This is a genomic window from Clostridium sp. TF11-13AC (assembly GCF_003481065.1).
GTDB classification, from domain to species: domain Bacteria; phylum Bacillota; class Clostridia; order Lachnospirales; family Lachnospiraceae; genus Otoolea; species Otoolea fessa.
In genome coordinates, this window is record NZ_QUKJ01000002.1 from 234,824 (window position 1) to 249,644 (window position 14,821).

The 14,821-nt window shown below is 52.7% G+C and carries 14 protein-coding genes; 12 read left to right on the forward strand and 2 right to left on the reverse strand.

Annotated features, from left to right (window positions below):
* Window positions 1–6 precede the first annotated feature (6 nt).
* From acpP to DXD12_RS05320, 8 genes are all read left to right on the forward strand, one after another.
* The gene (acpP, locus tag DXD12_RS05285) at window positions 7–240 is read left to right on the forward strand and encodes an acyl carrier protein (protein ID WP_022360533.1); all 234 of its coding nucleotides are present in this window, start codon (window positions 7–9) and stop codon (window positions 238–240) included.
* Window positions 240–1,166, forward strand: a complete 927-nt coding sequence (fabK, locus tag DXD12_RS05290) for an enoyl-[acyl-carrier-protein] reductase FabK (RefSeq protein ID WP_022360534.1) — start codon at window positions 240–242, stop codon at window positions 1,164–1,166. The genes acpP and fabK overlap by 1 nt, the downstream gene beginning before the upstream one ends.
* Before the next feature lie 17 nt (window positions 1,167–1,183).
* A complete protein-coding gene (gene fabD / locus DXD12_RS05295; RefSeq protein ID WP_118637722.1) occupies window positions 1,184–2,116 on the forward strand; it encodes an ACP S-malonyltransferase in 933 nt (310 codons plus the stop codon).
* A complete protein-coding gene (gene fabG, locus DXD12_RS05300) occupies window positions 2,110–2,850 on the forward strand; it encodes a 3-oxoacyl-[acyl-carrier-protein] reductase (protein ID WP_118471598.1) in 741 nt (246 codons plus the stop codon). The genes fabD and fabG overlap by 7 nt, the downstream gene beginning before the upstream one ends.
* A 159-nt stretch (window positions 2,851–3,009) precedes the next feature.
* Window positions 3,010–4,254, forward strand: coding sequence for a beta-ketoacyl-ACP synthase II (gene fabF / locus DXD12_RS05305; protein WP_107000851.1), 1,245 nt, complete (start codon window positions 3,010–3,012; stop codon window positions 4,252–4,254).
* 124 nt (window positions 4,255–4,378) lie between these two features.
* A complete protein-coding gene (gene fabZ / locus DXD12_RS05310; RefSeq protein WP_022359380.1) occupies window positions 4,379–4,801 on the forward strand; it encodes a 3-hydroxyacyl-ACP dehydratase FabZ in 423 nt (140 codons plus the stop codon).
* Between the two features lie 20 nt (window positions 4,802–4,821).
* A complete protein-coding gene (gene accD, locus DXD12_RS05315) occupies window positions 4,822–6,714 on the forward strand; it encodes an acetyl-CoA carboxylase, carboxyltransferase subunit beta (RefSeq protein WP_118637724.1) in 1,893 nt (630 codons plus the stop codon).
* A gap of 61 nt (window positions 6,715–6,775) precedes the next feature.
* Window positions 6,776–7,882: a nitronate monooxygenase family protein gene (locus tag DXD12_RS05320; RefSeq protein WP_118637726.1), complete on the forward strand. Its 1,107-nt coding sequence runs from the start codon at window positions 6,776–6,778 to the stop codon at window positions 7,880–7,882.
* A 132-nt stretch (window positions 7,883–8,014) separates the two neighbouring features.
* Here DXD12_RS05320 and DXD12_RS05325 read toward each other — a convergent pair whose 3' ends face one another.
* Window positions 8,015–9,895 carry an ABC-ATPase domain-containing protein gene (locus DXD12_RS05325; protein WP_118637728.1) on the reverse strand — a complete coding sequence of 627 codons (1,881 nt, stop codon included), beginning with the start codon at window positions 9,893–9,895 and terminating at the stop codon, window positions 8,015–8,017.
* Window positions 9,896–10,175: 280 nt separating this feature from the next.
* On the opposite strand from DXD12_RS05325, the gene DXD12_RS05330 reads away from it, so the two are divergent.
* From DXD12_RS05330 to DXD12_RS05345, 4 genes are all read left to right on the forward strand, one after another.
* A complete protein-coding gene (locus tag DXD12_RS05330; RefSeq protein ID WP_117796537.1) occupies window positions 10,176–10,817 on the forward strand; it encodes a nucleoside recognition domain-containing protein in 642 nt (213 codons plus the stop codon).
* A gap of 164 nt (window positions 10,818–10,981) precedes the next feature.
* Window positions 10,982–11,518 (forward strand): hypothetical protein, encoded by a 537-nt coding sequence (locus DXD12_RS05335; protein WP_022359373.1) that lies wholly within the window; start codon window positions 10,982–10,984, stop codon window positions 11,516–11,518.
* A 238-nt stretch (window positions 11,519–11,756) separates the two neighbouring features.
* Entirely contained in the window at window positions 11,757–12,203 is a 447-nt protein-coding gene (locus DXD12_RS05340; RefSeq protein WP_022358468.1) for a MarR family transcriptional regulator, read from the forward strand.
* 105 nt (window positions 12,204–12,308) lie between these two features.
* Window positions 12,309–12,842, forward strand: coding sequence for a GerMN domain-containing protein (locus tag DXD12_RS05345; protein WP_022358467.1), 534 nt, complete (start codon window positions 12,309–12,311; stop codon window positions 12,840–12,842).
* Between the two features lie 73 nt (window positions 12,843–12,915).
* Here DXD12_RS05345 and DXD12_RS05350 read toward each other — a convergent pair whose 3' ends face one another.
* Window positions 12,916–14,760 carry a DUF885 domain-containing protein gene (locus DXD12_RS05350; protein ID WP_118637730.1) on the reverse strand — a complete coding sequence of 615 codons (1,845 nt, stop codon included), beginning with the start codon at window positions 14,758–14,760 and terminating at the stop codon, window positions 12,916–12,918.
* Between the last annotated feature and the right edge of the window lie 61 nt (window positions 14,761–14,821).

Genomic DNA, 14,821 nt, shown 5'->3' on the forward strand with positions numbered 1-14,821 from the left:
GAAACGATGTTAGAGAAAATGAAAGAAATTATTGCAGAGCAGCTGAGCGTAGACGCAGATTCCATTACCGAGGCTTCCTCTTTCAAGGATGATCTGGGTGCTGATTCTCTGGATCTGTTTGAGCTGGTTATGGCTCTGGAGGACGAGTACTCCGTAGAGATCCCGGCTGAGGATCTGCAGAACCTGGCAACGGTAGGCGATGTTATGAACTACTTAAAAGAAAAAGGTGTAGAGGCATAATGAAAACAAAGATCACAGAAATGTTGGGGATTGAATACCCGATTATTCAGGGCGGCATGGCATGGGTGGCAGAACATCATCTGGCAGCAGCCGTTTCTGAAGCTGGCGGTCTGGGCTTAATTGGCGGCGCCAATGCACCAGGTGAGGTTGTCCGCGAGGAGATCCGCAAGGCGAGAGAGCTGACAAAGAAGCCGTTTGGTGTCAATGTCATGCTGATGAGCCCGTATGCGGATGACGTGGCAAAGGTAGTTGTGGAAGAAGGCATCAAGGTCGTAACGACCGGTGCCGGTATTCCAGGCAAATACATGGGCATGTGGAAGGAAGCCGGCATTAAGGTGATTCCGGTTGTTGCTTCGGTTGCACAGGCACGTCTGATGGAGAAAAGCGGCGCAGATGCAGTCGTTGCAGAAGGCATGGAGTCCGGTGGACACATCGGCGAGGCGACGACGATGACACTCGTTCCGCAGGTAGTCGATGCGGTTTCGATTCCGGTGATTGCAGCCGGAGGTATCGCAGATGGACGCGGCATTGCGGCGGCATTTATGCTGGGTGCAGAGGCAGTCCAGATGGGAACCCGCTTCGTCGTGTCGAAGGAATCCATCGTAAGCCAGGCTTACAAGGACAGAGTCATCAAGGCGAAAGACATTGATTCGACCGTAACCGGTATGAGTCACGGACATCCGATCCGCTGTCTTAGAAATAAGATGACGAGAGAGTATCTGAAGCTGGAAAAAGAGGGACGCCCGTTCGAGGAACTGGAGTATTTAACACTTGGAACGCTTCGGAAGGCAGTCATGGAAGGTGACGTGGACAACGGAACCGTGATGGCTGGACAGATTGCAGGTATGGTGAAGAAAGAGCAGACCTGCAAGGAAATGATTGAAGAAATGATGGCCCAGGCGGAGGCGCTTTTGGGCAGAAAGTAGAGAGTGAGTGTAACGCTATGAGCAAAATTGCATTTATTTTTCCGGGTCAGGGCGCACAGACCACTGGCATGGGACAGGATTTTTATCAGGAAACGGAAACGGGACGCGAGATGTTTGAGAAAGCAAGCGAGATCCTTGGGTTTTCAATGACCGATCTTTGCTTTGATCCGGCGCAGACGGACCGTCTGAATATCACGGAGTATACGCAGCCGGCGATGGTAACCGCCAGCCTTGCGATGATGCGTGTATTTATGGAACGTACTGGAATCCGCCCGGATGTGGCTGCGGGCCTGAGCCTGGGAGAGTATCCTGCAATGGCGGCTGCAGGCGTTATGTCTGACGAAGATGCCATCCGTACCGTGCGGCAGAGAGGTATCCTGATGCAGGGCGAAGTCCCGGTTGGTCAGGGCGCCATGTCTGCCGTACTGGCGATGGATGCAGAGAAGATCGAAGAGGTGATCGCGCCGATCGAGGGTGTGCAGATTGCCAACTATAACTGCCCGGGACAGATTGTTATCTCTGGTAAGACAGAGGCGGTTGCCGAGGCAGGAGAGAAATTGAAGGAAGCGGGCGCAAAACGCGTTCTTCCGTTAAAGGTAAGCGGACCGTTCCATTCCAAGATGTTAGTGGGAGCTGGCGAGAAGCTTGGAAAGGTACTTGATACCGTTGAGATTCATACACCGGAGATTCCGTATATTGCGAATGTGACGGCAGATTATGTGACCGATGTAGCCGATGTAAAGCCGCTTCTGATGAAGCAGGTTTCTTCCTCCGTCCGCTGGGAGCAGACGATCCGGAAGATGTTAGCAGACGGTGTGGATACATTTATTGAGATCGGACCGGGTAAGACCCTGACTGGTTTCATGCGTAAAATCGACAAAAACGCGAAGGCGTTCAATACAGAGAAACTGGAAGATATCGACAAAGTAAAGGAGGCGCTTGGATGTTAAATGGAAAAGTAGCAGTTGTGACAGGTGCCAGCCGCGGCATTGGCCGTCAGATCGCTATTTCGATGGCGAAAGAGGGCGCTGTGGTGATCGTCAATTATAATGGCTCTGCGGCAAAAGCAGAGGATGTCGTAAAGGAAATTACCGAGGCGGGCGGACAGGCGGAAGCCGTTCAGTGCAATGTTTCGGATTACAGCGCGGCGGAGGTGTTCTTAAAGGACATTATCAGCCGCTATAAGAGAATTGATATTCTGGTAAACAATGCGGGTATCACCCGTGACAATCTTCTGATGAAGATGAGCGAGGAAGAGTTTGATGCTGTTATCGATACGAACTTAAAGGGCGCATTTAACTGCATTAAGCACGTATCCCGCCAGATGTTAAAGCAGAAGGGCGGACGCATCATCAATATTTCCTCTGTTTCCGGCGTGATGGGAAATGCGGGACAGGCAAATTACTGTGCGTCCAAGGCGGGCGTGATCGGACTGACCAAATCCGTGGCAAGGGAGATTGGAAGCCGTGGTATCACGGTCAACGCGATTGCACCGGGATTTATTGATACGGAAATGACCGCCGTTCTTCCGGACGATGTGAAGAAGGCGATGGGCGAGCAGATTCCGTTAAAACGTTTCGGTACGACCGAGGATGTAGCGCAGGCAGCCGTATTTCTGGCTTCTGACCGCGCAGCTTACATCACAGGACAGGTTCTGTGCGTGGACGGCGGAATGGCGATGTAGGGAAAAGGTGCTTTACAGATAGGCACTTTTGGAACCGAAAGTGGCGTACGATAACGTAGTGGCAGCAGATTTTGCCGATTTGGAATGCGAAGCATCGGCAAAATCGTGTCGCAGTTTGCACAACGTGTGAACTGTGACGATAGAAAGGCAGGTTTTTAGATGGGAAATAAGACACGTGTAGTAGTAACCGGTCTGGGAGCGATCACTCCGATTGGAAATGACGTAGCAAGCTTCTGGCAGGGATTAAAGGATAAAAAAGTCGGTATCGCGCCGATCACATATTTTGATACAACCGATTATAAGGCAAAGCTGGCAGGCGAGGTGAAGGATTTTGATCCGAAGAAATACATGGATCCGAAGGCAGCGAGACGTATGGAGCCGTTTTCCCAGTATGCGGTAGCGGCAGCCGGTGAGGCGATCGCACAGGCGGGTCTGGATATGGAAAAAGAGGATCCGTTCCGCGTGGGAACCAGCATCGGTTCCGGTATCGGAAGCTTACAGGCGATGGAACGTGAGCACAAAAAAATGCTGGAAAAAGGACCGAACCGTGTGAACCCGCTGCTCGTTCCGATGATGATCAGCAACATGGCAGTCGGCAATGTGGCAATGCATTATGGTTTAAAGGGCAAATCCATCAACGTGGTAACTGCCTGTGCGACCGGTACGAACTCTATCGGTGAGGCGTTCCGCTCGATCCAGTACGGCGAGGCAGACGTGATGGTAGCCGGTGGTACCGAGTCTGCGATCACACCGCTCGGTATGGCAGGTTTCGCGGCTCTGACGGCTCTTTCTACCAATGATGACCCGGAGACGGCATCCCGTCCGTTTGATAAGGACCGCGATGGTTTTGTCATGGGCGAGGGCGCTGGTATCGTAGTTCTGGAGTCCTTAGAGCACGCGCAGAAGCGCGGCGCAAAGATTCTGGCAGAGGTAGTCGGCTACGGTGGAAGCAACGATGCATTCCACATCACTTCCCCGGCAGAGGATGGAAGCGGCGCAGCGTATGCGATGGAGATGGCGCTCAAGGATGCAGGTATCGCACCGGAGAAGATTGATTACATCAATGCACATGGAACCAGTACACACCATAACGATCTCTTCGAGACGATGGCAGTGAAAAAAGCGCTGGGCGATCACGCTTACAAGGTAAAAATTAACTCCACTAAGTCGATGATTGGACATCTTTTAGGTGCAGCGGGCGGTGTTGAGTTTATCGCCTGCGTGAAATCCATTGAGGATGGATTTGTACACGCAACCGCAGGTTTAAAAGAGGCAGGCGAGGGCTGCGATCTGGATTACACGATGGGCGAGGGTGTTCCGATGGATATCCACTATGCCCTGACCAACTCCCTGGGATTTGGTGGTGTCAATGCCAGCCTGGTAATCAAGAAATTTGAGGACTAAATATAATTTGAGGACGTTTTTGTGTGGATGATTGAATGATTGGAAGCAGCGCACTGGAGCTGGCGGAAGAGACTTGCAGCATACAAAAATGATGTCTGGGAAAGCGAAAGAGGTAACTGAAATTATGATGGGAATTAAAGAGATCCAGGAGATCATCCCGCACCGTCATCCGTTTCTTTTGATCGACTGTATCGAGGAAGTGACACCGGGCGAGGGCGCGGTTGGATATAAAAATGTAACATACAACGAGCCGTGGTTTGCAGGTCATTTTCCGCAGGAGCCGGTCATGCCGGGCGTCCTGATCGTGGAGGCGCTGGCGCAGGTCGGCGCGGTTGCGATTTTAAGTGAAGAAGGAAATAAGGGCAGGACGGCATATTTCGGGGCAATCAACAACGCAAAATTCAAGAAAAAGGTAGTTCCGGGCGACAAGTTAAAGCTGGAGTGCCATATCATCAAGAGAAAAGGACCGGTCGGCATCGGAAGTGCGACGGCAACCGTCGATGGCAAGCTGGCTGTTTCCGCAGAGCTGACGTTTATGATTGGCTAATAAGTGAGGTTGAATAAGAGATGTTTAAAAATCTGTTTAAGAAATCGTATACTTCGATCAATACAAACGACCACGGTTCTGCCGGCGTAAGCCGTGCGGAGAGCGCGAAAGCAGATAAAAGGGCGGCAGAGGCAGCACAGGAAAAACCGGAGAAGATTCCGAGCCGTCCGACGGCGATGACGCCGGAAAGTCTGCGTTCTTTATGGCGTAAGTGTAATAAATGTGAGAAACCAATTCTGGTGCAGGATGTCAAGGACAACCTGTATGTGTGCCCGCGCTGCGGCGGATATTTCCGGATGCATGCGTACCGCCGGATTGAGATGCTGATCGATGAAGGTACCTTTGAAGAGTGGGATAAGGAGATGTCTGTGGTCAATCCGCTTGCATTTCCGGGCTATGAGGGCAAGGTTGAGGCAGCCAGAGAGAAAACCGAGTTAAATGAGGCGGTTGTCACTGGTAAGGGAAAGATTCACGGTTATGAGACTGTGATCGCGGTCTGCGACTCCCGTTTCCTGATGAGCAGCATGGGTCACAACATGGGAGAGAAGATTGCCCGTGCGGTAGAGCGTGCGACCGAGGAACGGCTTCCGGTTATCATCTACGCGGCTTCCGGCGGTGCGAGAATGCAGGAGGGCATGATCTCCCTGATGCAGATGGCGAAAACTTCCGCAGCCTTAAAACGTCATTCCGAGGCGGGACTTCTCTACATAAGCTTTATGACGGATCCGACCACCGGCGGCGTAACGGCAAGCTTTGCGTCCCTGGGCGATATCATCCTGGCAGAGCCGGGAGCACTGATTGGATTTGCGGGTCCGCGTGTCATCGAGCAGACGATCGGCCAGAAGCTCCCGGAGGGCTTCCAGAGAGCCGAGTTCCAGCTGACACACGGTTTTGTGGATCAGATCGTGGAAAGAAAAGATCAGAAGCGTGTTCTGGGACAGATTTTGAAGCTTCACAGCCAGGAGCATGGCTGGGAGAAATGGAACGACGAGGCGGAGAACCACACAGAAGCGGCATCTGCATCCAGGGCAGAAAAAGCAGCTTCTGTGGAGGAAGGCAAGTTAAAGAGCCGGAAAGCACCGTTCTCCGGTATCATGCGCCAGAAGACCTTAAATAAGATCGCAGGCCGAGAGAGAGACGCCTGGGAGGCAGTACGCCAGTCCCGTAGCGCCGGACGTCTGAACGCCAGCGATTATATCCGGATCCTGTTTGACGATTTTACCGAGTTCCACGGCGACCGGTATTATGGCGATGATATGGCGGTCGTCGGCGGTGTGGCATCCTTCTATGGAATGCCGGTCACGGTCATTGGACAGGAGAGAGGTAAATCCCCGAAAGACAGCATGAAGCACAACTTCGGCATGCCGTCTCCGGAAGGATACAGAAAGGCGCTCCGTCTGATGAAACAGGCGGCGAAATTTAACCGTCCGATCATCTGTTTTGTCGATACGCCAGGTGCATTCCCGGGTATGGAGGCAGAGGAGAGAGGCCAGGGCGAGGCGATTGCCCGCAACCTCTTTGAAATGTCGGATATGAAGGTGCCGATTCTGGCGATTATCACTGGTCAGGGCGGCAGCGGCGGCGCACTGGCGCTGGCGGTTTCCAACGAGGTATGGATGATGGAGAATGCGACCTACTCGATCCTTTCTCCGGAGGGCTTTGCTTCGATTCTGTGGAAAGATGCCAAGAGAGCCAGCGAGGCGGCGAAGGTCATGAAGATGACGGCAGAGGATCTGTATGAGCTTGGCATGATCGAGCGCATTATCTGCGAGGATGAGCCGGCAACCGATGACAACATCGAGGAGATCGGACGCATCATCGACCGCCATATGCGTGAGTTCTTCCAGTCCTGCGCGGAAAAGACACCGGATGAGATCGCGGAGCAGCGGTATGAACGTTTTAGAAAAATCTAAAAAATAGATATTGAAAGGGGGTTGCCGCGCGGCGGTCCCCTTTGTGAATATAGGAGATCGTATGAGTACAATTTTATCACAGTTAAAACCGCTGAAAATTGGTGATCTGACGGCGAAGCTTCCGATCATCCAGGGCGGTATGGGGGTTGGCATCAGCCTGTCCTCGCTGGCAGGAGCTGTGGCGGGGGCTGGCGGCATCGGCATTATTTCCACTGCCCAGATCGGTTTCCGGGAGCCGGATTTTGCCGAGCATCCGCAGGAGGCAAACCTGCGCGCGATCGGTTCAGAGTTGCAGAAGGCGCGCGCGATCGCGAAGGGCGGCATCGTGGGCTTTAATATCATGGTGGCGACGAAAAACTATGCGGAGTACGTTAAAACGGCGGTCAAGGCGGGCGCTGACCTGATCATATCGGGCGCGGGACTTCCAGTTTCCCTGCCGGAGTATGTGAAAGGGACGGCGACGAAGATTGCGCCGATCGTTTCCTCCGTTAAGGCGGCGACGGTCATCTGCCGGATGTGGGACCGCAAGTACCAGACCGCACCGGATCTGGTGGTCGTTGAGGGACCGCTGGCGGGCGGACATCTGGGATTTGACCGTGAGAAGCTGACCGAGCTGGAGGTAGACACGCCGCACGCAGCCGAGACATTCCATCAGGCGGAATATGACGAGGAAGTGCGGGGAATTATCGTGCTGGTTAAAAAATACGCGCAGAAATATGGCAAATCGATTCCGGTTGTGACGGCTGGCGGCATCTACGACCATGCGGATGTGATGCACCAGATGGAGCTTGGCGCGGACGGCGTGCAGGTGGCAACCCGTTTTGTGACAACCGAGGAATGCGATGCACCGATGGCATATAAGCAGGCATATCTGGATGCGAAGGAAGAGGACATCGTGATTGTCAAAAGTCCGGTCGGCATGCCGGGACGTGCGATCAAGAATGCGTTCTTAAAAGAACTGGAAAAAGGAAGACAGGCAGTGACACACTGTTACCAGTGTCTGGAACACTGTGATCCGGCGAAGATCCCATACTGCATCACACAGGCACTCGTCAATGCAGCCCGCGGTGATGAAGATCATGCTCTGATTTTCTGCGGCGGAAACGCGTGGAGAGCAGAGAAGATAGAGACGGTTGAGGGCGTGATGCGGGCGCTGTGCGAAGGGTAGGATAGATCTTGGCACCATAGATTTTGGCAGAGTTCAGGGATAAGCCAAGATGAAACTTGCAAATAGTTTGATATAAGATGCAAAAATATAAAAAGAGGGTTTGCAAAATGCAGCCCTCTTTTGTGTATCCAATCATCCCCTAAAACGATTTAAACAAGCATAAATCTCCTGCACGCGCGGCATTGCCAGTCCCATGGCGGCATATGAAGCATCGCTGAACACAGAGAGCCCGTCTGCTTCATAGGCTTTTAAGAGTGTGGCAACCGTTTCCTGTACGGTGCAGCGCTCCAGAAGGCCTTTTTCCAGGCAGTAGCGCACCATCTGGGCAAGTGCGGCGGTCTGCTCGCTGTCGGCAAGTTGTTCGACGAAGCGCAGATCGACCGGCTCTTTGGCAACCTGGAAAGAGTGTTTGTCGTGGATACGGACTTTGATACGCGTGTTCCGGTCGGAATTTCGGTCAGCTCCACGGCGTCCTCCGCGACCGCGTTCAAAGCGTCCTGCGTCGGAGGCGCTGCCGCCGCAATTGTCAAACCGTCCGGAATGACCGCCCTTTTCGCTGCCTTCCTGAGATTCCCCGGCAGCTTCTGAGCGGCTGTCACCAAAATCCAGCGTCAGTGCCATCGCGCCCACAGCGCGGCCAGTCCCGCCAGCTGCCAGCTTCCGCCCTGTGGTCGGGAGCTTGAACCCCGGCGCCTGGATGGCAGGTTTGGAGGCCTCCTGTTCGCAGGCATTTTTTACCATCTCCGTGATATCAAACGGGCGGTATGCATCCATCTGGATAATAGTGTCCGCGATGAAGAAGTAGGCGCCGGAGCTTCCAGCTACGAGGACGGTGGAGATGCCTGCCTGGTCGTAAAGGGCACGGGCGCGTTCAATGAACGGGGTGATGGGCTCTTTATCGCGGCTGACGATGCGCTGCATCAGGTCGTCCCGCAGCATGAAGTTGGTAGCGGAGGTGTCCTCGTCGATCAGGAAAGCGCGGGTTCCCGCTTCAATGCTTTCGATCACGGCTGCCGCCTGGGAGGTACTGCCGCTGGCATCGGCGGTGGAAAAGCAGGTGGTGTCTTTTCTGTTTGGCAGATCCCGGATAAAGAGGGAAATGTCAACCTGATTGATGCTGCGTCCATCCTCGGCGCGCAGCTTGACTGCGGTTTCATCGGTGATGACATATTCACGTCCATCCCCCGGAATGTGGTTGTAGACGCCGGATTCCAGCGCTTTTAACAGTGTGGATTTGCCGTGGTAGCCGCCGCCTACGATCAGGGTGATGCCGCGGTGGATTGCCATGCCGGAGATCGGACCGTGTCCCGGAAGATTCAGAGTGATTCTTAAGGAATCAGGGGAATGGAACGCCACACTGCCCTTCATCGGGCGGTCAGAGACGCCGGTTTCACGCGGAAGGATTGAGCCGTCTGCGACAAAGGAAACGAGATCCAGGCGTTTTAATTCATTTCGGATAAACTGCTGATCGTCTGCCAGCGTGATGCGTTTTTTGATTTCAGCGGTATTCTGGCGGCGGTAGAAAAAGACGTTTTCGATGCAGCCTGGAAGAAAATCAAAGAAAATCCGGATCAGTTCACCTGAGTTGATGGTGCGCCCGAATGCCGGGAAACCAACCTCAAAACGGGCTGTAATCTCGTTTCTCCCGATCTCGCAGGCGGTCCGGGAGAGAACCTCCTGACCGGGACGGCTGGTGGCGATCAGGCCGCTTTTTCCAGAACCTTTTGCCTTGAAAGAAAGACGTCCGATCTCACGGGAAAAACAGCGGAGCAGGTAATCTTCGAGCGCCGTTTTTTTCCATGGCGTATCAAAGAGCTCTGCCGGGAATCCGGCTTTCGTATGGCGGATCTGGACACTGACCTTGGAAGGGGAAGCAAATGGGTCACCCTGTACATGGTCGATGTATAAAATATACGTATTAAAATCATAAGCGCCGCGCACATCCTTGTAAGCCGGATAGCTTTTGTGATCGATGGAGGTGAGGAGACGCTTTAAATCTGCGGATTGTTTCATTCTGAATACCTCGTTTTCATAATATTAAATCATATTTCAATGCCTTCACGGTTTTTGGCAGGAGAATCCATATAAAATGACCTTTTTCAAAGAATGTCTGTCATGTGAAGGAGATGATAGTTCTTATTTTAAAGATCCAAATTCTGAAATGCAAGCGGAATGGACGAAAAGAAACGATATAATTGTATCTATTTATGATGGTGTATATTTGGCGTCTTTTTATACTTGTCTGAGTATAAAATGTTCTGAGCGTACCATATGACAGCAGGGAGGTAGATGCATGTTAAATGCACTCTGGGCGTTTATGATGCTTACGGGGCTTGGCTGGGCGGCGGTGCATGGGACGCTGGGGGCGGTGACGGAGGGAATGCTTGCAGCGGCGGGGGATGCAGTCTCGCTGGGAATCACGATGCTGGGGGTGATGGCGTTCTGGACGGGAATTTTGGAGATCGGACGGCGGGCGGGGCTGATTGAGCAGTTGTCGGCGGGGATGCGGCCGGTGCTTCATTTCCTCTTTCCACGCATTCCAGCGGGTCATCCGGCGCTTTCTTCGATGGCCGCCAATATGATTGCCAATATGCTGGGGCTTGGCTGGGCGGCGACCCCGGCGGGGCTTACGGCGATGAAGGAGCTGGAAGAATTGGAGGAGGAACGGAGAGCGGCGGGGGATCCGGCGGCGGTCACACAGGGAACGGCGAGCGATGAAATGTGTACGTTTCTGGTCGTAAATATTTCATCGCTGCAGCTCATTCCTATCAATATGATCGCCTACCGGAGCCAGTACGGATCGGCGCATCCGCTGGCAGTGGCCGGTCCGGCGTTCCTGGCGACCTGTGTCAGCACGCTGGCAGGAGTGGCGGTGTGCCGCGTGATGTGCAGGAGAAAGCAATATAAATCAATAAAAAAGGATGGCTGGAAATAGAAAACGCAATTTGGCGTCATGTAGGGGAAAAATTTCACACAAAAAACAAATTTATCCCCTATAATGCCCTTGTTAAAATAAGGGGCTCTGGAAACAGATCCGTTATCATAGAACGCGGATTCAAACCATACATATAAAACAAGTATAGACACGGGAGCCGTCAAATGCGCTGCATCAATTACCTCTCTGAATACCTGGTTCCGGTTGTTTTGTTTTATATCGTTGGGTTTGCGGTGCTTCAGAAACGCCCGGTTTTTGATGATTTTATCGAAGGGGCGCTTGCGGGGCTTAAAACGGTGGCTGGAATCCTGCCGACGCTGGTGGGACTGATGGCGGCGGTCGGCGTGCTTCGGACCTCCGGTTTTCTCGATTTCCTCTCCGGGGTGCTGGCGGGACCGGCGGCATTTCTGCATATACCGGCACAGGTGGTTCCGCTGCTTCTGGTGCGTCTGGTGTCCAGTTCGGCGGCGACGGGGCTGCTCTTAGATATTTTTAAAACGTATGGACCCGATTCGCGGCTCGGCATGATGGTGTCGGTTCTTGAGAGCTGCACGGAGACGGTTTTTTATACGATGAGTGTCTACTATCTGACCGTGCGGATCTCAAAGACGCGATGGACGCTTGCGGGGGCGCTGATTGCAACGTTCGCGGGGCTTGTGGCGAGTATCTTATGTAGTGCTATGGTAACTGTTCACGGGTAGGCACTTTTGGAACCGAAAGTGCCGTAAGAAAACGTGGTGGCAGCAGGAATTTGCCGTATTTAAATGCGAAGCCACGGCAAATTCCGTTACTGGGCACGTGTGCGTGAACAGTAACAAGTGCTATGGTATAAGAGAAGATGTAAGAAATTTGCTAGTTGTCTTGCCGCACAGAATATTGTATAATCGGTAGGGTAAATTGCCGTTTTGCGCGCTGAAACCAAGGATGAGAGGGAAAACTGTGGGAAATTATGAGACGCTGAATGAGCTTCTGGTGACGCTGTTCCGCGATGTGATGGACATAGAACAGAAGGTAATCATTACGCCGGAGTTTAAAGACATCACGAATAACGATATGCATGTGATCGAAGCGATCGGGATTGGTGAACCGAAAAATATGTCATCGATTGCCAGAGAACTGTCCGTTACGGTGGGAACGCTCACGATTGCCATGAACAGCCTGGTCAAAAAAGGCTATGTGGAACGAAGCCGGGGACTCGAGGATCGGCGGGTCGTATATATTTCTCTTTCAGAGCGGGGCAGAAAAGCGTATGGGCATCACGCCCGGTTCCACCGGGAGATGATCGAGAGCCTGACAAGCGATCTGTCGGAAGATGAGATGCAGACGTTGGTAAAGGCGCTGATGAAGCTGAATCAGTGGTTTAGGAGTAAGGATGGGCAGCGGTAAAAAGAATGGATGTAGTCTGCACTGGATGGAAACAGGTGTGAAAGACAAAAACGGTTGCGAAAACCGTGAAGCAACTGCTGCGAGGAGAATACAAGGAGGTACATTATGAAGAAATTTATGGTAATGGCAGCTGGTCTTATGATGGCAGCTGTTCTGGGCGCATGTGCGCCGACGGCAAGAAATACAGGAGAAACCAGCGAACATGGAACTGCCCCGGCAGGTGCGGCGCAGCAGGAGACTGTAGACGGCGTGGCTGAGAAAGAAAGCATGGTGGTAACGGATGCAGATCCGACGGTAACCGTTTGCGTATATTCTGTAAAATCTGATAAGAGCGGCTTAAAACAGAATATGGATGGCATTGACGGCGATGAGCTGGATGCACAGGAACTGCTTGATAAGATGGCAGAGGTGGGCGTCATTGAAGAGGGAATCACCGTGGATAAATTTGAGCAGAAGGACGGCGCCCTGACGCTGGATCTCTCCTCCTTAAAGGAGTCCTCTGACAAGCTGGTTGTCATGGCCATTGCCAATACATTTATCCAGAACTACGAGGCAAAGACGCTGGAGTTGAGCGTAGCAGGCGAGAAGATCGGCGACGGTCCGATGAGCTTTGAGAAGAATTACAAGAAAGTAAACTAAAGCATGAAAATGCGAAAAGAGCGGGATCCCTGAAGTCTGCGGATGCATACAGGGAGATACCGCTCTTTTTCTCTTATACGTGTAATTTCTCCGTCATCAGCCATGTTTGAAAATACGGTTTGATGACCCGGAAGGAAGCGCCGTCCATGTTCAGGATGAACTGGTGGAAGCTCTTGGCGTTGAATTTGTTTCCAAGTACCTCCTCGGCTTCCTGGCGCATGGTCAGGATTTCCAGATAGCCGGTATAGTATTTCAGGTAATTGCCCGGATTATCAATGATTGCCAGGTATATCTCGCGCGCGGATTCCGGATCCGTAAATCCGTAGGAATTTTCCAGATAACTGGTGGTTGTGGCGAGATCCCAGCCATCATAGTGGATGCAGATGTCGAGAAGCGCGTACAGCCCGTAGCTGCTGGCTTCGCTGCAGCGCATCAGCGGTTTGACCGCTTCCGGCAGTCCGTTGTCGAAGGAGTAGGCGTACAGTTCGCTGTAGAGTCCCCAGCCTTCGTTGTAGCCGCCGCAGGCAAGAAGCCGCCGTACCGGAACCGGCTCCCGGCCATTGAAATAAGCCGATTGGTAGAGATGCCCCGGATAGCCCTCGTGCGCCAGCATGGTGTAGAGGTTCTGCTCAGTACTTGCTTTTTCGTTGATGTAAATGGTGTTGGAACCGTCGGAATCGATCGGCGGTACGAGGAAAAACGCCGGGGACAGGGAAGATTCCAGCGCTTCCGGGACGTATTTGAGCGTGTAGGAGGTATCTGTAAGCGCCGGGAAATCATCCTGAATCTGCACCTGTAAATTCTGAAGGATCTCATCCGGATCGGAGAGTGTGATGGCAGAGTCGGTCATCTGCCGGATGAGTTCCGGATGTTCCTTTAAGCGGACGCGGATTTCGGATAAATCTGCCTGCATCTGCTTCTCAATCCGCGTTTTGAGCGCATCGACCGAAGAATCTGTGCCGGTCAGCGCCGCCGCAAGATAGGCATAATACTCCTTGCCGTGTTCGTAGGTGCTAAGTCCTCCTGCCTCCGGATGGGAGCCCTTGAGCGATTCCAGTGCTTTAGAGAGGTTTGTATATGCCGGGATAAAGTGTTCCTTTAAAATGGTCAGATGTTTTGCTTTGTAGGACGCCTTTTCTGCATTGCTTAAGCCCTCAACCGCATTTAAGCGGGAGACAAATGTTTCCGTCAGCAGGCTGTTTTCCGGGCGGATGAGGTAGCTTTTACAGGATTTTAAAATCCGGTCGATGGTGTCGTCGGACGGTGCGAGACCGGCGTCTGCCTGCGCCTGTTCATACGCTGCGAGCTGCTTGTAATATGTGTCGATCTGCGAAAGCAGTGCCAGGTAATGGTCGATGTCGGCACGGTTGTAAAATGTGTATTCGGCTAATAAGGTCGGAAGTTCCGCCTGCGTGCCGATCAGGGCGCTTAACGGCTGATTGTAGAGTTCCAGTCCCTTCGAGCCGGCTTCCGTCTCCAGTGTGTCCTTTATCATCCGGTAGGTGAAGAGCTGGTCGGAGGTCAAGAGAGAGGTATCGAAGGAAGAAAGTTCCTCAAGAACGGCCGCGTTTTCCTCGGAATCTTTTTGAAGCTGTTCCAGGGAATATTCTGGAAATTTCATCTCCGGTTCGGTGATACCGTAATTTTCCGGATTCCGGACAAGAAAATGAAGGGAGAGCGGATCGTCCTGCACGCTTTCTTGAAACTGGTGTGCCAGAAACGCATCAAAACGCGCCTGTTCGCTGGCAGCATCGGACGATGCATTGGAAGGAGAACCAGTCTGCCCGGAAGCGGCGTAGGATTCGGCGGGGGTCCCTGAGCCGGAAGAACCAGCGCATCCGGAGAGCGCCAGGGCAGCAGCTGCAGCGATCGCGAGCGCTGTGCGCGGCAGGGGCGGGAAGGAAAAGCGTTTCTGCATAATATAATACCTCCAAAACAAATATATATGTCTGCAAGTATACCATACTTGACAAAGGGAT

Bases quoted from the DNA above. Each gene is read 5' to 3' on its own strand.
- acpP (WP_022360533.1), top strand. From the start codon at position 7: ATGTTAGAGAAAATGAAAGAAATTATTGCAGAGCAGCTGAGCGTAGAC.
- fabK (WP_022360534.1), top strand. From the start codon at position 240: ATGAAAACAAAGATCACAGAAATGTTGGGGATTGAATACCCGATTATT.
- fabD (WP_118637722.1), top strand. From the start codon at position 1,184: ATGAGCAAAATTGCATTTATTTTTCCGGGTCAGGGCGCACAGACCACT.
- fabG (WP_118471598.1), top strand. From the start codon at position 2,110: ATGTTAAATGGAAAAGTAGCAGTTGTGACAGGTGCCAGCCGCGGCATT.
- fabF (WP_107000851.1), top strand. From the start codon at position 3,010: ATGGGAAATAAGACACGTGTAGTAGTAACCGGTCTGGGAGCGATCACT.
- fabZ (WP_022359380.1), top strand. From the start codon at position 4,379: ATGATGGGAATTAAAGAGATCCAGGAGATCATCCCGCACCGTCATCCG.
- accD (WP_118637724.1), top strand. From the start codon at position 4,822: ATGTTTAAAAATCTGTTTAAGAAATCGTATACTTCGATCAATACAAAC.
- DXD12_RS05320 (WP_118637726.1), top strand. From the start codon at position 6,776: ATGAGTACAATTTTATCACAGTTAAAACCGCTGAAAATTGGTGATCTG.
- DXD12_RS05325 (WP_118637728.1), bottom strand. From the start codon at position 9,895: ATGAAACAATCCGCAGATTTAAAGCGTCTCCTCACCTCCATCGATCAC.
- DXD12_RS05330 (WP_117796537.1), top strand. From the start codon at position 10,176: ATGTTAAATGCACTCTGGGCGTTTATGATGCTTACGGGGCTTGGCTGG.
- DXD12_RS05335 (WP_022359373.1), top strand. From the start codon at position 10,982: ATGCGCTGCATCAATTACCTCTCTGAATACCTGGTTCCGGTTGTTTTG.
- DXD12_RS05345 (WP_022358467.1), top strand. From the start codon at position 12,309: ATGAAGAAATTTATGGTAATGGCAGCTGGTCTTATGATGGCAGCTGTT.
- DXD12_RS05350 (WP_118637730.1), bottom strand. From the start codon at position 14,760: ATGCAGAAACGCTTTTCCTTCCCGCCCCTGCCGCGCACAGCGCTCGCG.